Consider the following 14,349-nt stretch of genomic DNA (forward strand, 5'->3'; position numbering starts at 1 on the left):
CTCCCCCCCCGAGTCGGACCGTGGGGACGACCCCCGCTCTCCCCCCCGGCGGGGGTCGTCGCATGTCCGGACGCGGTTCGCGTCCCCGGCTCCGGCCTCGATCGGCCATCTCCTCGGCCCTCCTCTTCTGCGGGGCCCGCCTTGCACAGGCCCTCACCACGTCAGACGTGTGACGCTACGTAGTCGTTCCCCTGCGCTCCGGAACTCACCTGTGAGAGTGACCGGGTTATTCACAATCGAGGGGTTGTCCACAGTTATTGGGCAAGATCCACTTCTTTTCCCGGATCGCTGCACGGTGATTCCAGCCGCGAAGTCCGCGGTGCTGGGATTTGCAGTGAGAAGGGGGCGGAGATCGTGGCTCGATCGAAGTCGTGCGAAACACCGAAGTCCGTGACGACCGGAAGGGCGGCGGGAGTTGGGGCCGCCGCGGATGCCCCGCCCGCAGGCGCGTCCGCCGGGGGCCGGCCGCTGATCATCACCGAGGACCCCCTGCTGCTCGACGACTTGCTGAGGCTGTGCGCGGCCGCGGGGGCCGAGCCGCACGTGCTCCACGGGGCGCCCGGGCCCGGCGGTGCGGCCGTGGAAGCGGAGGCCGGACCGGCCGAAGGCGGGGCTGATTCGGCTGCTTCGCCAACTGGCTTCAATGGAACGGCAGTTGGCTGGGAGTCGGCCCCTCTGGTGCTGGTAGGGGACGACGCCGCACGGCGGGTGCGGGGTGCACCGCGCAGGACCGGGGTCTTCCTGGTCGGACGGGACCTCGACGACCCCCTCGTGTGGCAGCGGGCGGTGGAGATCGGCGCTGAGGAGGTGTTGCGCCTGCCCGACGCCGAGGGCCGGCTCGTGGACCGGATCGCCGATGTCGTCGAAGGGGCCGGCCGTCCCGCCCTCGCCGTCGGCGTCATCGGAGGCAGCGGCGGGGCGGGCGCCTCCACCCTGGCCTGCGCCCTCGCGGTCCGGGCCGCCCGCGCGGGGGAGCGAACCATGCTCATCGACGGCGACCCCCTGGGCGGCGGTATGGACGTACTGCTCGGCGGGGAGGGCGCCGAAGGCCTGCGCTGGCCGGACTTCGCGGCCTCCCGGGGGCGGGTGGGCGCCGGAGCGCTGGAGGAGTCCCTGCCCGAGCTGCACGATCTGCGCGTGCTCAGCTGGGACCGCGGGGACCGGGTGGTCGTGCCGCCCGCAGCCGTCCGCTCGGTGGTGGCCGCGGCGCGCCGCCGGGGCGGGGTCGTCGTGGTCGACCTCCCGCGGCGGGTGGACGAGGCCGTGGCCGAGGTGCTGGCCCAGCTCGACCTGGTGCTGATGGTGGTGCCGGGCGAGCTGCGGTCGGTGGCCGCGGCGGGCCGGGTGGCCGCCGGTGTGCGGATGGTGGCCCGGGACGTCCGCGTCGTCGTACGGGGACGCTGCCCGGGCGGTCTCGATCCGGAGGCCGTGGCGGGCCTGCTGGGGGCGCCGCTGGCCGGTGAGGTGCCCGTCGAGGTGGGTCTCCCGGGCCGGGTGGCCGAGGGGGAGCCGCCGGGCGCGCAGGCGCGCGGCTCCCTGGCCCGCTTCTGCGACGGCTTCTGGCAGCGGGCACTCGGTGCCGCTCAGGGGGTGCCGGCATGAGCGCGGTGCTGCTGGACGCGGTGCGCCGACGGCTCGCCGAGAGCGGGGCGGAGCCGACCCCGGCGCGGGTGGCGGCGGCCCTGCGCGCCCAGGGCAGGCTGCTGGGTGACGAGGAAGTGCTCGGCGCGGCCGCCGAGTTGCGTTCCGAACTGGTTGGCGCGGGCCCGCTGGAGCCGCTGCTCGCCGATCCGGAGGTGACCGACGTGCTGGTGGCGGCCCCGGACCGGGTGTGGGTGGACCGCGGTGGCGGGCTGGAGCTGACCGGGGTGACCTTCGCCGACGCGGGGGCCGTGCGCAGGCTCGCCCAGCGGCTGGCCGCCGTCGCCGGCCGGCGTCTCGACGACGCCCGGCCCTGGGTGGACGCCCGGATGCCCGACGGAACCAGGCTGCATGCCGTGCTGCCACCGGTCTCGGTGGGCTCCGCCTGTCTCTCGCTGCGCGTCGTGCGGCCACGGGCGTTCACCCTGGACGAGCTCGTCGCGGCGGGCACGCTGCCGCCCGGCGGGCAGGGGCTGCTGCGGGACATGGTCGAGGCACGGTTGTCGTTCCTCGTCTCCGGCGGGACCGGGACCGGCAAGACCACCCTCCTGAGCGCCCTGTTGGGGCTGGTGGGCCCCGGCGAGCGGATCGTCCTGGCCGAGGACTCCGCCGAGCTGCGTCCGGACCACCCGCACGTGGTGCGGCTGGAGACCCGGCCGGCCAATCAGGAGGGCGCGGGGCTGGTCACGCTGGCGGACCTGGTCCGGCAGGCGCTGCGGATGCGGCCCGACCGGCTGGTGGTCGGGGAGGTGCGTGGCGCCGAGGTGGCGGACCTGCTCGCCGCCCTGAACACCGGTCACGAAGGCGGTTGCGGCACGGTGCACGCCAACGCCGCCGCCCATGTCCCGGCCCGGCTGGAGGCGCTCGGGACGGCCGCGGGGCTCGACCGTGGCGCCCTGCACAGCCAGTTGGCCGCCGCGCTGACCCTCGTACTGCACCTGGTGCGGGACCGGGCGGGGCGGCGCCGGGTGGCCGAGGTGCACGTCCTGGAACGGGACCCCGCGGGACTGGTGGTGACCGTGCCCGCGCTGCGGTGGGCCGCCCGCGGTTTCGTACGGGAGCAGGGCTGGGAGCGTCTGCGTCCGCTGCTGCGGGGTGCGCGGTGAGCGCCGGGGCGGGGCCTGCGCTGCCGCTGTTCGCGGGGGTGCTGTGCGCGGGCGCGGCCGCCTGGGGAATCACCGGATGCGACCGGGTGTCCCGGCGGGCCCGGGCGGTGCTGGCCGGAGGAGGCGGGCCGCTCGCCTGCGGGCCGCCGCGCCGGGAGCTGCTGCTCGGCGCCGTACGGGTGCGGGCCGTGCGGTGGCGGGAGTGGGCCTGCCTCGGGGCCGGGCTGCTGATTGCGGTCCTGGGCGGGTCCGTGCTGCCGGTGCTGGCCGGAGCGGCCGCGGTGCCACTGGTACGGCGGTGGCTGCGGGTGCGGGCGCGTGAACGGGCCCGCAGCGAGCGGGCGGCCGAGGTGGTGGCCCTGTGCGGGGCGGCGGTGGGTGAGCTGCGGGCAGGGGCCCAGCCCGGGCAGGCGTTGATGGCGGCGCTGCGGCGGACGGCCGCGGGCCCCGGCGGACCGGGCGCGGCGGAGACGGGCGTGCTGGCCGCCGCGGCGTTCGGCGGGGACGTGCCCGGGGCGCTGCGCCAGGCGGCGCGCGAGCCCGGTGCCGAGGGGCTGGCCGGGATGGCCGCCTGCTGGCGGGTGTCGGTGGACGGCGGGGCCGGGCTGGCCGCCGGGCTGGACCGGCTGGAGGGAGCCCTGCGGGCCGAGAGGGACCGGCAGGAGTCGCTGCGGGCCCAGCTGGCCGGGGCCCGGTCGACCGTGCTGGTGCTCGCCCTGCTGCCCCTGGTGGGCCTGTTGATCGGCACCGGGCTGGGCGCGGATCCGCTGCGGATCCTGCTGCACACCCCCATGGGGTGGGGCTGCCTGCTGGCGGGCGGGGTGCTGGAGGGGCTCGGGCTGCTGTGGTGCCGTCGGATCGTCGGGGCGGTGGAGCGGTGATGGCCGGCTTCTCCGTCCACAGGCTGGGGATCGTTCTGGGCGCGGCGGCCGTCCTGTGGATGGTGTCGGCGGTGGCGGCGCGGGTCAGGGCGCGCGCCGTCCGGCGCAGGACCGCGGCGGTGCTGGGGGCGCGGCCGGGGGCGCGGCCCGGGGCGAGGGGGCCGGCGCTCGGCTCCGCGCTGCGGGGTGCGGCGGCGGCGTGGGTCTTCCCGGCCGGGGCGCTGCTGGCGGCCTGGCTGCTCGTCGGCGGGGTGGCCGGTGTGGCCGTCGGCTGCCTGGCGGCGGCCGGGGTACGGCGTCTGCCGGTCCGGCGGCGGCCACCGGCCGGGGTGGATCCGCGGGAGGCGGAGCGTCAACTGCCGTTCGCCGCCGATCTGCTGGCCGCCTGCCTGGCGGCCGGCGCCGGGCCGGTCGAGGCGGCGGAAGTGGTGGGCGAGTCTCTGGGCGGCCCGGTGGGCGAGCGGCTCGCGAGCGCGGGTGCGGAGCTGCGGCTCGGCGGCGAACCGGGCTCCGGGTGGGGGAGGCTGGCGCAGATACCGGGTGCCCGGGCGCTCGCCGAATGCCTGGAGCGGGCCGCCCGGACCGGGGCGCCTGCGGCGGAGCCGATGTCCCGGCTCGCCTCCGGTCTCCGGGAGGACCGGGCCCGCCGGGCCGGGGCCCGGGCACAGCGGGCGGCGGTTCTCGTCACCGCACCGGTGGGGCTGTGTTTCCTTCCCGCATTTCTTTCGATCGGGGTCGCGCCGGTGGTGATCGGTATGGCCTCGGGACTTCTCTCCAACCCCTGAAGTCGCATTGACCACACATCAACAACGGAAATCCGCTGGAGGTTGCCATGAGGATCATCTGGTTTCGTGTACGGACGGCGCTCGCCGGTCGCGGGAGCGATGCGGGGATGTCCACTTCGGAATACGCCATGGGCACGATCGCGGCGTGCGCATTCGCGGCCGTTCTCTACAAGGTGGTGACGAGTGACGTCGTCGCCACGGCGCTGCAGTCGACCATCGGGAAGGCGCTCGATGTGCCCTTCTGAGAAGAGGCCCGGGCGGGGGCGGGGAATGCGGGACCGGGGATATGTGACGGCGGAGGCCGCTCTGGTGATTCCTGCGCTGGTGCTCTTCGCGGCGTCGCTGGTGTGGACCCTGATGGCGGCGGCCGGGCAGATCCGGTGTGTGGACGCGGCCCGGGCCGGTGCCCGGGCGGCGTCCCGGTCGGAGCCGGCGGAGGTGGCGGTGGCGGCCGCCCGCGAGGCCGCGCCGCCGGGAGCGCGGGTTGAGCTGGAGCGGGTGGGCGACCTCTGGCGGGTCCGGGTGGCGGCGCCCGCGCCCGGGCCGGCCGGGATCCCGTTGCGGCTGGGCGCGCAGGCGGTGGCCCTCGCCGAGGACAGCGTGGGGCCGCCGCCGTGAGCCGGGACCGGGGTTCGGCCACGGTCTGGGCGGCGCTGGTGGCGACGGTGCTGGGCGCGGTGTTCGCGGGGGTGCTGCTGCTCGGGCAGGCGGTCGTTGCCCGCCACCGGGCGGCGGCGGCCGCGGACCTGGCGGCGCTCGCGGCGGCGGCCACCTGGGCGCACGGACCGGACACCGCCTGCGCCACGGCCCTCCGGGTGGCCCGGGCACAGGGGGCGGAGCTCGCCGGGTGCCACGTCGGCGGCGAGGTCGCCGACGTGGCCGCACGGGTCCCGGCGGGCCCCTTCGCGCCGGAGATCCGGGCCCGCGCCGGCCCACCCCGCGACCCGCCCGGCTGAACACAGCCCCGGCCCCGGCCGCCCGGGAGCCGGCGGCCGCAGGCGGCCGCGCCGGGCAGAGCCGCCTGCGGGACCCCTTCCGGGCCCGGCCGCGCGGGACCCCTCCCGGGCCTGGGCACCCCTTCCGGGCCTGGGCGCGCGGGAGCCCCTTCCGGAGACGGCCGCACGGGCCCTGCCGGAGACGGCTGCACGGGAGCCCCGGCGGGGCCCGTGCGTCCAGGAGTGCCGGCCGCGGGCCCCTCCGGGGCAGGCCGCCCGCGGCCGGGCTCCTCCGGGCGGCCCCCGCAGGTCCTTCCCGGGGCCGGCCAGGGGGCGGTAGGGCGGGTCAGGGGGTGGACGGCGGGGGGTGTGGCGATTCGGAGAGGAGGCGGGTGAGCAGACGGACGGCGCCGCGCTTGTGGAGGGGGTCGTTGCCGTTGCCGCACTTGGGGGACTGGATGCAGGAGGGGCAGCCGGCCTCGCACTCGCAGGCGGCGATGGCGTCGCGGGTGGCCGTCAGCCAGGCGCGGGCCGTGTGGAAGGCCCGCTCGGCGAAGCCGGCGCCGCCGGGGTGGCCGTCGTAGACGAAGACCGTGGGGAGGAGGGTGTCGGGATGCAGCGGCACGGACACGCCGCCGATGTCCCAGCGGTCGCAGGTGGCGAACAGCGGCAGCATGCCGATGGAGGCGTGTTCCGCGGCGTGCAGGGCGCCGCCGAGGATCTCCGGGTCGATCCGGGCCTCGTCGAGCTGGTCCTCGGTCACCGTCCACCAGACGGCCCTGGTGCGCAGGGTGCGGGGCGGCAGGTCCAGCTTGGCCTCGCCGAGGACCTCGCCTGTGATCAGTTTGCGGCGCAGGTAGGAGACGACCTGGTTGGTCACCTCCACCGAGCCGAAGCAGAGCCGGGCCGAGCCCCACGGGATCTCGGTCTCGGTCTCCAGGACGGAGATGGAGGTGGTGTCGCGGGCCGTGGTCGAGAAGGGCGGGTCCGCCGCCTCCACGAGGGCCGCCGAGCCCTCCAGGTCCAGGTGCCGCACCAGATACGTGCGGCCCTGGTGGAGGTGTACGGCGCCCTCGTGGACGGCGGTGTGGGCCGCCGACTCGTCGACCGTGCCCAGCAGCCGGCCGGTGGAGGCCTCGACGATCTGCACCGGGCGGCCGCCGCCGCCCCGGATGTCGGTGAGGTCCGAGGCCCGCTCGCGGCGGGTCCAGTGCCAGCCGGACGCCCGGCGGCGCAGCAGCTTGGCCGCTTCGAGCTGGGGGAGGAGTTCCTCGGTGGCCGGGCCGAAGAGGTCCAGGTCGGACTCGGTCAGCGGGAGCTCCTCCGCCGCCGCGCACAGGTGGGGGGCGAGGACGTACGGGTTGTCGGGGTCCAGGACGGTGGCTTCCACCGGTTGGCGGAACAGCGCCTCCGGATGGTGGACCAGATAGGTGTCGAGCGGATCGTCCCGGGCGATCAGCACGGCCAGGGCGCCCTGGCCGGAGCGCCCGGCCCGGCCCGCCTGCTGCCACAGGGAGGCCCGCGTGCCCGGGTAGCCGGTGATCAGTACGGCGTCCAGGCCGGAGACGTCCACGCCCAGCTCCAGGGCGGTCGTGGCGGCCAGCCCCAGCAGCTCGCCGGAGTGCAGGGCCCGCTCCAGGGCCCGGCGCTCCTCGGGCAGGTAGCCGCCCCGGTAGGCCGCGACCCGCCGGGGCAGGGAGCGGTCCACCTCCGCGAGCCGCTCCTGCGTGATCACGGAGATCAGCTCGGCGCCCCGCCGGGAGCGCACGAAGGCGACCGTACGGACGCCCTGGACCACCAGGTCGGTCAGCAGGTCGGCGGTCTCCGCGGTGGCCGTACGGCGTACGGGAGCGCCCCTCTCGCCCCGCAGCTCGGTGAGGAGCGGGGGCTCCCAGAGGGCGAAGACCACCTCGCCGCGCGGTGAGGCGTCGTCGGTGATCTCGATCACGGGTACGCCGGTCAGCCGGGAGGCGGCGGCCGCCGGCTCGCCGGCGGTGGCGGAGGCCAGCAGGAACACCGGATGCGAGCCGTAGCGGGCGCACAGCCGCCGCAGCCGGCGCAGGACCTGCGCCACGTGGGAGCCGAACACCCCGCGGTAGGTGTGGCACTCGTCGATCACCACGTAGCGCAGGGCGCGCAGGAAGGAGGACCAGCGCGGGTGGGCCGGGAGGATCCCGCGGTGCAGCATGTCGGGGTTGGTGAGGACGTGGTTGGCGTACTGGCGCACCCATTCGCGCTCCTCGACGGGGGTGTCCCCGTCGTAGACCGCGGGGCGGACGGCGTTGCCGAGCGGGGCGGCCAGGTCCCGTACGGCGCGCCGCTGGTCGGCGGCCAGGGCCTTGGTGGGGGCCAGGTACAGGGTGGTCGCACCCCGCCCGTTCGGGGCCCGCGCGCCGTCCGCGAGCGCCGAGAGCACGGGGGCGAGGTAGGCCAGGGACTTGCCCGAGGCGGTCCCCGTGGCGACGACCACGGACTCGCCGTCCAGGGCGTGCTCGGCGACCGAGGCCTGGTGTTCCCACGGATGGTCGATCCCGGCTGCCCGGATCGCGGCTACTACATCCGTTCGGATGCGGTCGGGCCAGACTGCATGACGGCCCTCCCGAGGGGGCAAGTGCTCCGTATGGGTGATGCGCGCAGAGCGGAAAGGCCCCCGTGACAGGCGGTCCAGAACCGTGCCGGGGGTGGGTCGGGAGTCCGCGTCTGCCGTGGGCCGTCCGGGACCATGAGTGTTGGCCATCGGAACCGAGTGTGTCACCGGCGTGCGGGACAATGGTCGGAAGGCGTCGTGCGCGCCTGCCGGTAAGTGATTGAATGCCATTGCGGCAGCCAATCCCTCACCTACCTTCGGGTGGGGAGGCCCCTGGGGGGCGCCGCTCGATAGCAAGGTGCTGGAGGATCCGTGGACCTGTCCCTGTCGACTCGCACTGTCGGCGACCGTACGGTCGTGGAGGTCGGTGGCGAGATTGATGTGTATACCGCGCCCAAGCTGCGCGAGCAGTTGGTCGAGTTGGTGAACGACGGCAGCTACCACCTGGTCGTCGACATGGAGCGAGTGGACTTCCTCGACTCCACCGGTCTTGGTGTGCTCGTGGGCGGCCTCAAGCGCGTCCGTGCGCACGAGGGTTCGCTCCGCCTGGTGTGCAATCAGGAGCGCATCCTGAAGATCTTCCGCATCACCGGTCTGACCAAGGTGTTCCCGATCCACACCACGGTGGACGACGCCGTCAACGCCACCGACTGACGGCTCCAGGCGGCCCCCGGAAGTCTCCGGGCAGCTGGGGGCCGGCAAGGAGAGCGGGGGTACCGGGCCATGGATGGTCCGGGCCCCTGTCAAGGCACGCCCGTAGTCCGAGGGGGACGCGCATGGCCACCGTTGAACTGCGCTTCAGCGCCCAGCCCGAACACGTCCGCACGGCCCGCCTGGTGGCGGCCGCCGTGGCGCGCCGGGCCGGTGTGGAGGAAGCCGTCCTCGACGAGGTCCGCCTCGCCGTCGGTGAGGCCTGTTCGCGTGCCGTCGGACTCCACCGGAGCAACGGGCTGACCGCGCCCGTCCGGGTGGTGCTGACCGAAGAGGACAAGACGTTCTCCATCGAGGTCGGCGACGAGGTCCCCGGCCCGGACGGGATCCCGGCCGAGACCGTGTCAGGCATCGCCGCCGTCCAGGAATCCGACGGGGACACCGAGGACGAGATGGGACTCGCGGTGATCAGCGGGCTCGTCGACGACGTCGAGGTGACCAGTGGGGAATCGGGCGGGACCATCCGGATGAGCTGGCCCGTCTCGGGAGCCTCCGACCTTCCCTGAGATCCACCGCGCGCACCATCGCTACTATCTTCCGATCTTTATCAAGGCCCTGCTGAGCAGGGCCTTTTTCATTTCCCTAGATCAATGAACATCCGTCAATGCCTTTGCCCCATTACTACTTTCGAGGGTAATGGAGTGACGCGATCTATTGCTGGGGAGCAGGAGCACGCCAATTGCGTTTCCTGCGCACTGTTTTGATCGGGGCGCGCTCCCTACAATCCGTCCACATCTTGAGCTCATCACGTCAAGGAGGACGAATGACGGGGCTCTTCACCCCTCTCGCGCCGGATAGCACCGCTGATCTGGCATCCGCAGTACTCACCGATGACAATCGGCTCATCGTGATGGTCATTGCGGCCGTGGCACTCGCCGCACTCGTCGTCGCGCAGTTCCTGGTCCGCCAGGTCCTCGCCGCCGACGAGGGAACCGACAGCATGAAGAAGATCGCCGCGGCCGTCCAGGAAGGCGCCAACGCCTACCTCGGCCGCCAGCTGCGCACCCTCGGCATCTTCGCCGTCGTGGTCTTCTTCCTGCTCTTCCTGCTCCCCGCCGACGACTGGAACCAGCGGGCGGGACGCTCCGCCTTCTTCCTCGTCGGCGCCATCTTCTCCGCGGCCACCGGCTACATCGGCATGCGCCTCGCGGTCCGCGCCAACGTCCGCGTCGCCGCCGCCGCGCGCCGGGCCACCCCCGCCGAGGGGGAGCCCGCCAAGGACCTGACCGAGGTCTCCCACCAGGCGATGAAGATCGCCTTCCGTACGGGCGGCGTGGTCGGCATGTTCACCGTCGGCCTCGGCCTCCTCGGCGCCTCCTGCGTCGTCCTGGTCTACGCCGCGGACGCCCCCAAGGTCCTGGAGGGCTTCGGGCTCGGCGCCGCCCTGATCGCGATGTTCATGCGCGTGGGCGGCGGGATCTTCACCAAGGCCGCCGACGTCGGCGCCGACCTGGTCGGCAAGGTCGAGCAGGGCATTCCGGAGGACGACCCGCGCAATGCCGCGACCATCGCCGACAACGTGGGCGACAACGTCGGAGACTGCGCCGGAATGGCGGCCGACCTCTTCGAGTCCTACGCCGTCACCCTTGTGGCCGCGCTCATCCTCGGCAAGGCGGCCTTCGGCGACCTGGGCCTCGCCTTCCCGCTGATCGTCCCCGCCATCGGCGTCGTCACCGCGATGATCGGCATCTTCGCCGTCTCCCCGCGCCGCAGCGACCGCAGCGGCATGACCGCCATCAACCGCGGCTTCTTCATCTCGGCCGTGATCTCCCTGGTGCTGGTCGGCATCGCCGTCTACGCCTACCTGCCCTCCAGCTACGCGGACCTCGTCGGCGTCGAGAACACGGCGATCGCCAACCACTCCGGTGACCCGCGCGTCCTGGCCGTCGTCGCCGTCGCCATCGGCATCGTGCTCGCGGCCCTGATCCAGCAGCTGACCGGCTACTTCACCGAGACCAACCGCCGTCCCGTCCGGGACATCGGCAAGTCCTCCCTGACCGGCGCGGCCACCGTGGTCCTCGCCGGCATCTCCGTCGGCCTGGAGTCCGCCGTCTACACGGCGCTGCTCATCGGCCTCGGCGTCTACGGGGCGTTCCTGCTCGGCGGCACGTCCATCCTGCTCGCGCTCTTCGCGGTCGCCCTGGCCGGCACCGGTCTGCTGACCACCGTCGGCGTCATCGTCGCCATGGACACCTTCGGGCCCGTCTCCGACAACGCCCAGGGCATCGCCGAGATGTCCGGCGACGTCGAGGGCGCCGGCGCGCAGGTCCTGACCGACCTGGACGCCGTCGGCAACACCACCAAGGCCATCACCAAGGGCATCGCCATCGCCACGGCCGTGCTCGCCGCCGCCGCGCTCTTCGGCTCGTACAACGACGCGATCGCCACCGCGGTCAAGGAAGTCGGGGCCAAGGCCGGGGAGATGAACCTCAGCCTGGACATCGCGCAGCCCAACAACCTCGTCGGGCTGATCCTGGGCGCGGCCGTGGTCTTCCTGTTCTCCGGCCTCGCCATCAACGCCGTCTCGCGCTCCGCGGGCTCGGTGGTCTACGAGGTGCGCCGCCAGTTCCGCGAGCACCCCGGGATCATGGACTACAGCGAGAAGCCCGAGTACGGGCGCGTCGTCGACATCTGCACCAAGGACGCGCTGCGCGAGCTCGCCACGCCCGGCCTGCTCGCCGTCCTGACGCCCATCGCCGTGGGCTTCTGCCTCGGCGTCGGCGCGCTCGGGTCGTTCCTCGCCGGTGCCATCGGCACGGGCACGCTGATGGCGGTCTTCCTCGCCAACTCCGGCGGCGCGTGGGACAACGCGAAGAAGCTGGTCGAGGACGGCCACCACGGCGGCAAGGGCAGCGAGGCCCACGAGGCGGTCGTCATCGGCGACACGGTCGGCGACCCGTTCAAGGACACCGCCGGTCCCGCGATCAACCCGCTGCTCAAGGTCATGAACCTGGTGGCGCTGCTGATCGCCCCCGCCGTCGTGCAGTTCAGCTACGGCCCGGACACCAGCCCGACCGTACGGGCGATCGTCGCGGTCGTCGCGATCGGCGTCATCATCGGCGCCGTGTACGTCTCCAAGCGCCGCGGCATCGCCGTGGGCGACGAGAGCGACGGGACGGCCGAGCGGGTGGCCCAGTCGGCCGATCCGGCGACGGTCTCCTGACCGAGGCCCCGGCAGCGGGAAGGGCCGGGCCGGGCAGGGCCGGCCGTGCGCCCGAAAGGCGGACAGGCGGCGCGGACCTACGCGCCGTCTGTCCGCCTTTGTGCGTCCCTGGAGGGCAGGCGTGTATCTTCCGGGCCGAGAGCCTTCGAAGGGACCAATCCGGTGAACAAGAAGCTTGCGGCCGCGCTGTCGGGCAGTGCGGTGCTGATGCTCGTCCTGTCCGGCTGCGGCGGGGACGACGGAGACGAGAAGGCCAACGCCTGGGCCAAGAAGGTCTGCGACCAGTGGCAGCCCGAACTCAAGAAGATCGAGACCGCCAACGCCGACATCAAGCGCGTGGCGACCGAGAGCAGCAAGCCCGACGAGGTCAAGCAGACCGACGCGGCGGCGTTCGCGACCATGTCCGAGTCGTACAAGACCATGGGCAACGCCCTGCAGCAGGCCGGGACGCCACCGGTCAAGAACGGCGCCACGACCCAGGAGTCGGCCGTCAAGGGCTTCGAGGCGACCTCCAAGGGCTACGCAGACCTGAAGGCCAAGATGGACGCCCTCGACCCCGCGGACCAGACGAAGTTCGCCGACGGCCTCAAGGAGGTCGCCGGCGGCCTGCAGGCGGCGACGAAGGGCGGTCAGGACGCGCTCGCCACGCTCAACGCGGGCGGCCTGGACAAGGCCATCAACAAGCAGAAGGGCTGCCAGGTCGCGACGACCTCGGCATCGCCCAAGTAGTCCGGCGCCGGGGTCGTCCGGCGCCGAAGTACCCGGCGTCCGAACAACCAGGCGCCCACGTGATCCGGCGCCGGACGACCCCGCCCGTGCGGGGCCCGGTGCCCCGCGCGTCGGCGGTGCGCCGTACGAAATCCCGGGCGGCCGGGCCTCCGAGAGGGGGCCGCGGCCGCCCTTTCGTACATCCGGGCCCGCGGTGACCGGCTGGAGCGCCCCCAGCGGACACAATGGACGGGTGAGTACCACCAGCCTCCCCACCCCCGACCACGCCGCCGAGCTCCGCGGCGCGATGCTGGCCGCCGGCTTCACCGCCGACGGGCTGCTCGACCTGCTCGGCGCCCCCGCATATGCCGCACTGGCCCGCAGCGAGACGGTCCCCGCCCTGCGCGCCACCCGGGACGGCGGCGACGGCCCGCTCGCGACCCTCGTCCGGCTGTTCCTGCTCCAGCGGCCCGTGCCGTACGTGCACGCCGCGGCGGCGATGCCCGTCGAGGCCGCCCTGGCCGACGGCTGGCTGCGGCGCGGGGATGCCGCCGACGGCGAGGACACCGTGCACGCCACCGTCGACGTGCGCCCGTACGGCGGCCCGGACGGCGAGGACTGGTTCATCGTCTCGGACCTCGGCTGCGCCGTGGGCGGGGCCGGCGGGATCGGCAGCCGGGAGGAGGGCGTCGTCCTCGGCGTCGGCGGCGCCTCCACCACCCTGGCCGGGATCACCGTGCGCACCCCGGTCGGCTCCGCGCTCGACGTCGGCACCGGATCGGGCATCCAGGCGCTGCACGCCACCCGGCACGCGACGAGGGTCACCGCGACCGACGTCAACCCCAGGGCCCTCGGATTCACCCGTTTGACGCTGGCGCTCTCCGGGGCGCCGGAGGCCGAGCTGCTCACCGGCTCGCTCTTCGAGCCGGTCGGGGAGGCGACGTACGACCTGATCGTGTCGAACCCGCCGTTCGTGATTTCCCCCGGCGCCCGGCTGACGTACCGCGACGGCGGGATGGGCGGTGACGACCTGTGCAGGACCCTGGTCCAGGAGGCGGGGGCGCGCCTCAACCCCGGCGGGTACGCGCAGTTCCTCGGCAACTGGCAGCACGTCGAGGGCGAGGACTGGCACGACCGGCTCCGCTCCTGGGTGCCGCGCGGCTGCGACGCCTGGATCGTGCAGCGTGACGTGCAGGACATCACGCAGTACGCGGAGCTGTGGCTGCGCGACGCGGGCGACCACCGCACCGACCCCGCCGAGTACGCCCGGCGCTACGAGGACTGGCTGGACGAGTTCGAGGCCCGGAAGACCAAGAGCGTCGGCTTCGGATGGATCACCTTGCGCCGGTCGGACGCGGCCGAGCCCTCGATCGTGATCGAGGAGTGGCCGCACACGGTGGAGCAGCCGCTCGGCGAGGCCGTGCTCGCCCACTTCGCCCGTCAGGACTACCTGCGCGAGCACGACGACGCGGCCCTGCTGGAGGCCCGCTTCACGCTGGTGGAGGAAGTGGTCCAGGAGCAGGTCGGCTCGCCCGGCGCCGAGGACCCGGAACACGTCGTGCTCCGGCAGAACCGGGGCATGCGGCGCGCCACGAAGGTCGACACGGTCGGCGCGGGCTTCGCCGGAGTGTGTGACGGCTCACTGAGCGCCGGACGGATCCTGGACGCCATCGCGCAGCTGATGCAGGAGGACCCCGTCGTGCTGCGGGACCGGACTCCGGAGGCCATCCGGCTGCTGGTCGAGCAGGGTTTCCTGGAGCCCGTGGCGCGTCCCGGACAGTAGGCGGCACCGTGATGTAACCCGGGGTTCGCCCGCTGTATCCCCGGGGGCG

At 74.0% G+C, this 14,349-nt stretch carries 13 protein-coding genes; 12 read left to right on the plus strand and 1 reads right to left on the minus strand.

Translation table 11 applies throughout. The annotated features are described in order from the left end of the window. The first annotated feature begins 468 nt into the window (after positions 1–468). The 7 genes from ssd to NRK68_RS18400 are packed head-to-tail and all read left to right on the plus strand — an operon-like array spanning position 469 to position 5,369. Positions 469–1,602 (plus strand): septum site-determining protein Ssd, encoded by a 1,134-nt coding sequence (gene ssd / locus NRK68_RS18370; RefSeq protein WP_257857879.1) that lies wholly within the window; start codon positions 469–471, stop codon positions 1,600–1,602. Further along, the gene (locus tag NRK68_RS18375; RefSeq protein WP_183066587.1) at positions 1,599–2,747 is read left to right on the plus strand and encodes a TadA family conjugal transfer-associated ATPase; all 1,149 of its coding nucleotides are present in this window, start codon (positions 1,599–1,601) and stop codon (positions 2,745–2,747) included. Before ssd ends, NRK68_RS18375 begins: the two co-directional genes overlap by 4 nt. Continuing rightward, on the plus strand, positions 2,744–3,628 hold the full coding sequence (locus NRK68_RS18380) for a type II secretion system F family protein (protein ID WP_257856242.1): 885 nt from the start codon (positions 2,744–2,746) through the stop codon (positions 3,626–3,628). The genes NRK68_RS18375 and NRK68_RS18380 overlap by 4 nt, the downstream gene beginning before the upstream one ends. After that, positions 3,628–4,413, plus strand: a complete 786-nt coding sequence (locus tag NRK68_RS18385; RefSeq protein WP_257856243.1) for a type II secretion system F family protein — start codon at positions 3,628–3,630, stop codon at positions 4,411–4,413. The genes NRK68_RS18380 and NRK68_RS18385 overlap by 1 nt, the downstream gene beginning before the upstream one ends. Before the next feature lie 47 nt (positions 4,414–4,460). Next, on the plus strand, positions 4,461–4,658 hold the full coding sequence (locus NRK68_RS18390) for a DUF4244 domain-containing protein (RefSeq protein WP_183066589.1): 198 nt from the start codon (positions 4,461–4,463) through the stop codon (positions 4,656–4,658). Between the two features lie 25 nt (positions 4,659–4,683). Continuing rightward, positions 4,684–5,031, plus strand: coding sequence for a TadE family type IV pilus minor pilin (locus NRK68_RS18395; protein WP_373023620.1), 348 nt, complete (start codon positions 4,684–4,686; stop codon positions 5,029–5,031). Further along, complete coding sequence (locus tag NRK68_RS18400) at positions 5,028–5,369, plus strand: Rv3654c family TadE-like protein (RefSeq protein ID WP_257856245.1); 342 nt, start codon at positions 5,028–5,030, stop codon at positions 5,367–5,369. The genes NRK68_RS18395 and NRK68_RS18400 overlap by 4 nt, the downstream gene beginning before the upstream one ends. A gap of 325 nt (positions 5,370–5,694) precedes the next feature. On the opposite strand, the gene sftH is transcribed toward NRK68_RS18400, so the two are convergent. Beyond that, positions 5,695–8,166, minus strand: a complete 2,472-nt coding sequence (sftH, locus tag NRK68_RS18405; RefSeq protein WP_257856246.1) for a DEAD/DEAH box helicase — start codon at positions 8,164–8,166, stop codon at positions 5,695–5,697. A gap of 81 nt (positions 8,167–8,247) precedes the next feature. Here sftH and bldG point away from each other — a divergent pair, with 81 nt between their 5' ends. The 5 genes from bldG to NRK68_RS18430 all read left to right on the plus strand — a co-directional run bounded on the left by bldG (position 8,248) and on the right by NRK68_RS18430 (position 14,300). After that, a complete protein-coding gene (gene bldG / locus NRK68_RS18410) occupies positions 8,248–8,589 on the plus strand; it encodes an anti-sigma factor antagonist BldG (protein ID WP_030028781.1) in 342 nt (113 codons plus the stop codon). Positions 8,590–8,711: 122 nt separating this feature from the next. Beyond that, a complete protein-coding gene (locus NRK68_RS18415) occupies positions 8,712–9,152 on the plus strand; it encodes an ATP-binding protein (protein ID WP_046777869.1) in 441 nt (146 codons plus the stop codon). Between the two features lie 257 nt (positions 9,153–9,409). After that, complete coding sequence (locus NRK68_RS18420) at positions 9,410–11,809, plus strand: sodium-translocating pyrophosphatase (RefSeq protein ID WP_183066593.1); 2,400 nt, start codon at positions 9,410–9,412, stop codon at positions 11,807–11,809. A gap of 162 nt (positions 11,810–11,971) precedes the next feature. Continuing rightward, positions 11,972–12,538, plus strand: coding sequence for a small secreted protein (locus NRK68_RS18425; RefSeq protein ID WP_183066594.1), 567 nt, complete (start codon positions 11,972–11,974; stop codon positions 12,536–12,538). Positions 12,539–12,770: 232 nt separating this feature from the next. Then, entirely contained in the window at positions 12,771–14,300 is a 1,530-nt protein-coding gene (locus NRK68_RS18430) for a DUF7059 domain-containing protein (RefSeq protein WP_183066595.1), read from the plus strand. The last annotated feature ends 49 nt before the right edge of the window (positions 14,301–14,349 follow it).

The sequence above is a fragment of the Streptomyces yangpuensis genome, from assembly GCF_024666385.1.
GTDB classification, from domain to species: Bacteria; Actinomycetota; Actinomycetes; order Streptomycetales; family Streptomycetaceae; genus Streptomyces; species Streptomyces yangpuensis.

Excerpts from the sequence above, each read along its gene's own strand:
- NRK68_RS18375 (WP_183066587.1), top strand. The coding sequence starts at position 1,599 with ATGAGCGCGGTGCTGCTGGACGCGGTGCGCCGACGGCTCGCCGAGAGC.
- NRK68_RS18385 (WP_257856243.1), top strand. The coding sequence starts at position 3,628 with ATGGCCGGCTTCTCCGTCCACAGGCTGGGGATCGTTCTGGGCGCGGCG.
- NRK68_RS18390 (WP_183066589.1), top strand. The coding sequence starts at position 4,461 with ATGAGGATCATCTGGTTTCGTGTACGGACGGCGCTCGCCGGTCGCGGG.
- NRK68_RS18395 (WP_373023620.1), top strand. The coding sequence starts at position 4,684 with ATGCGGGACCGGGGATATGTGACGGCGGAGGCCGCTCTGGTGATTCCT.
- sftH (WP_257856246.1), bottom strand. The coding sequence starts at position 8,166 with ATGGCATTCAATCACTTACCGGCAGGCGCGCACGACGCCTTCCGACCA.
- NRK68_RS18415 (WP_046777869.1), top strand. The coding sequence starts at position 8,712 with ATGGCCACCGTTGAACTGCGCTTCAGCGCCCAGCCCGAACACGTCCGC.
- NRK68_RS18420 (WP_183066593.1), top strand. The coding sequence starts at position 9,410 with ATGACGGGGCTCTTCACCCCTCTCGCGCCGGATAGCACCGCTGATCTG.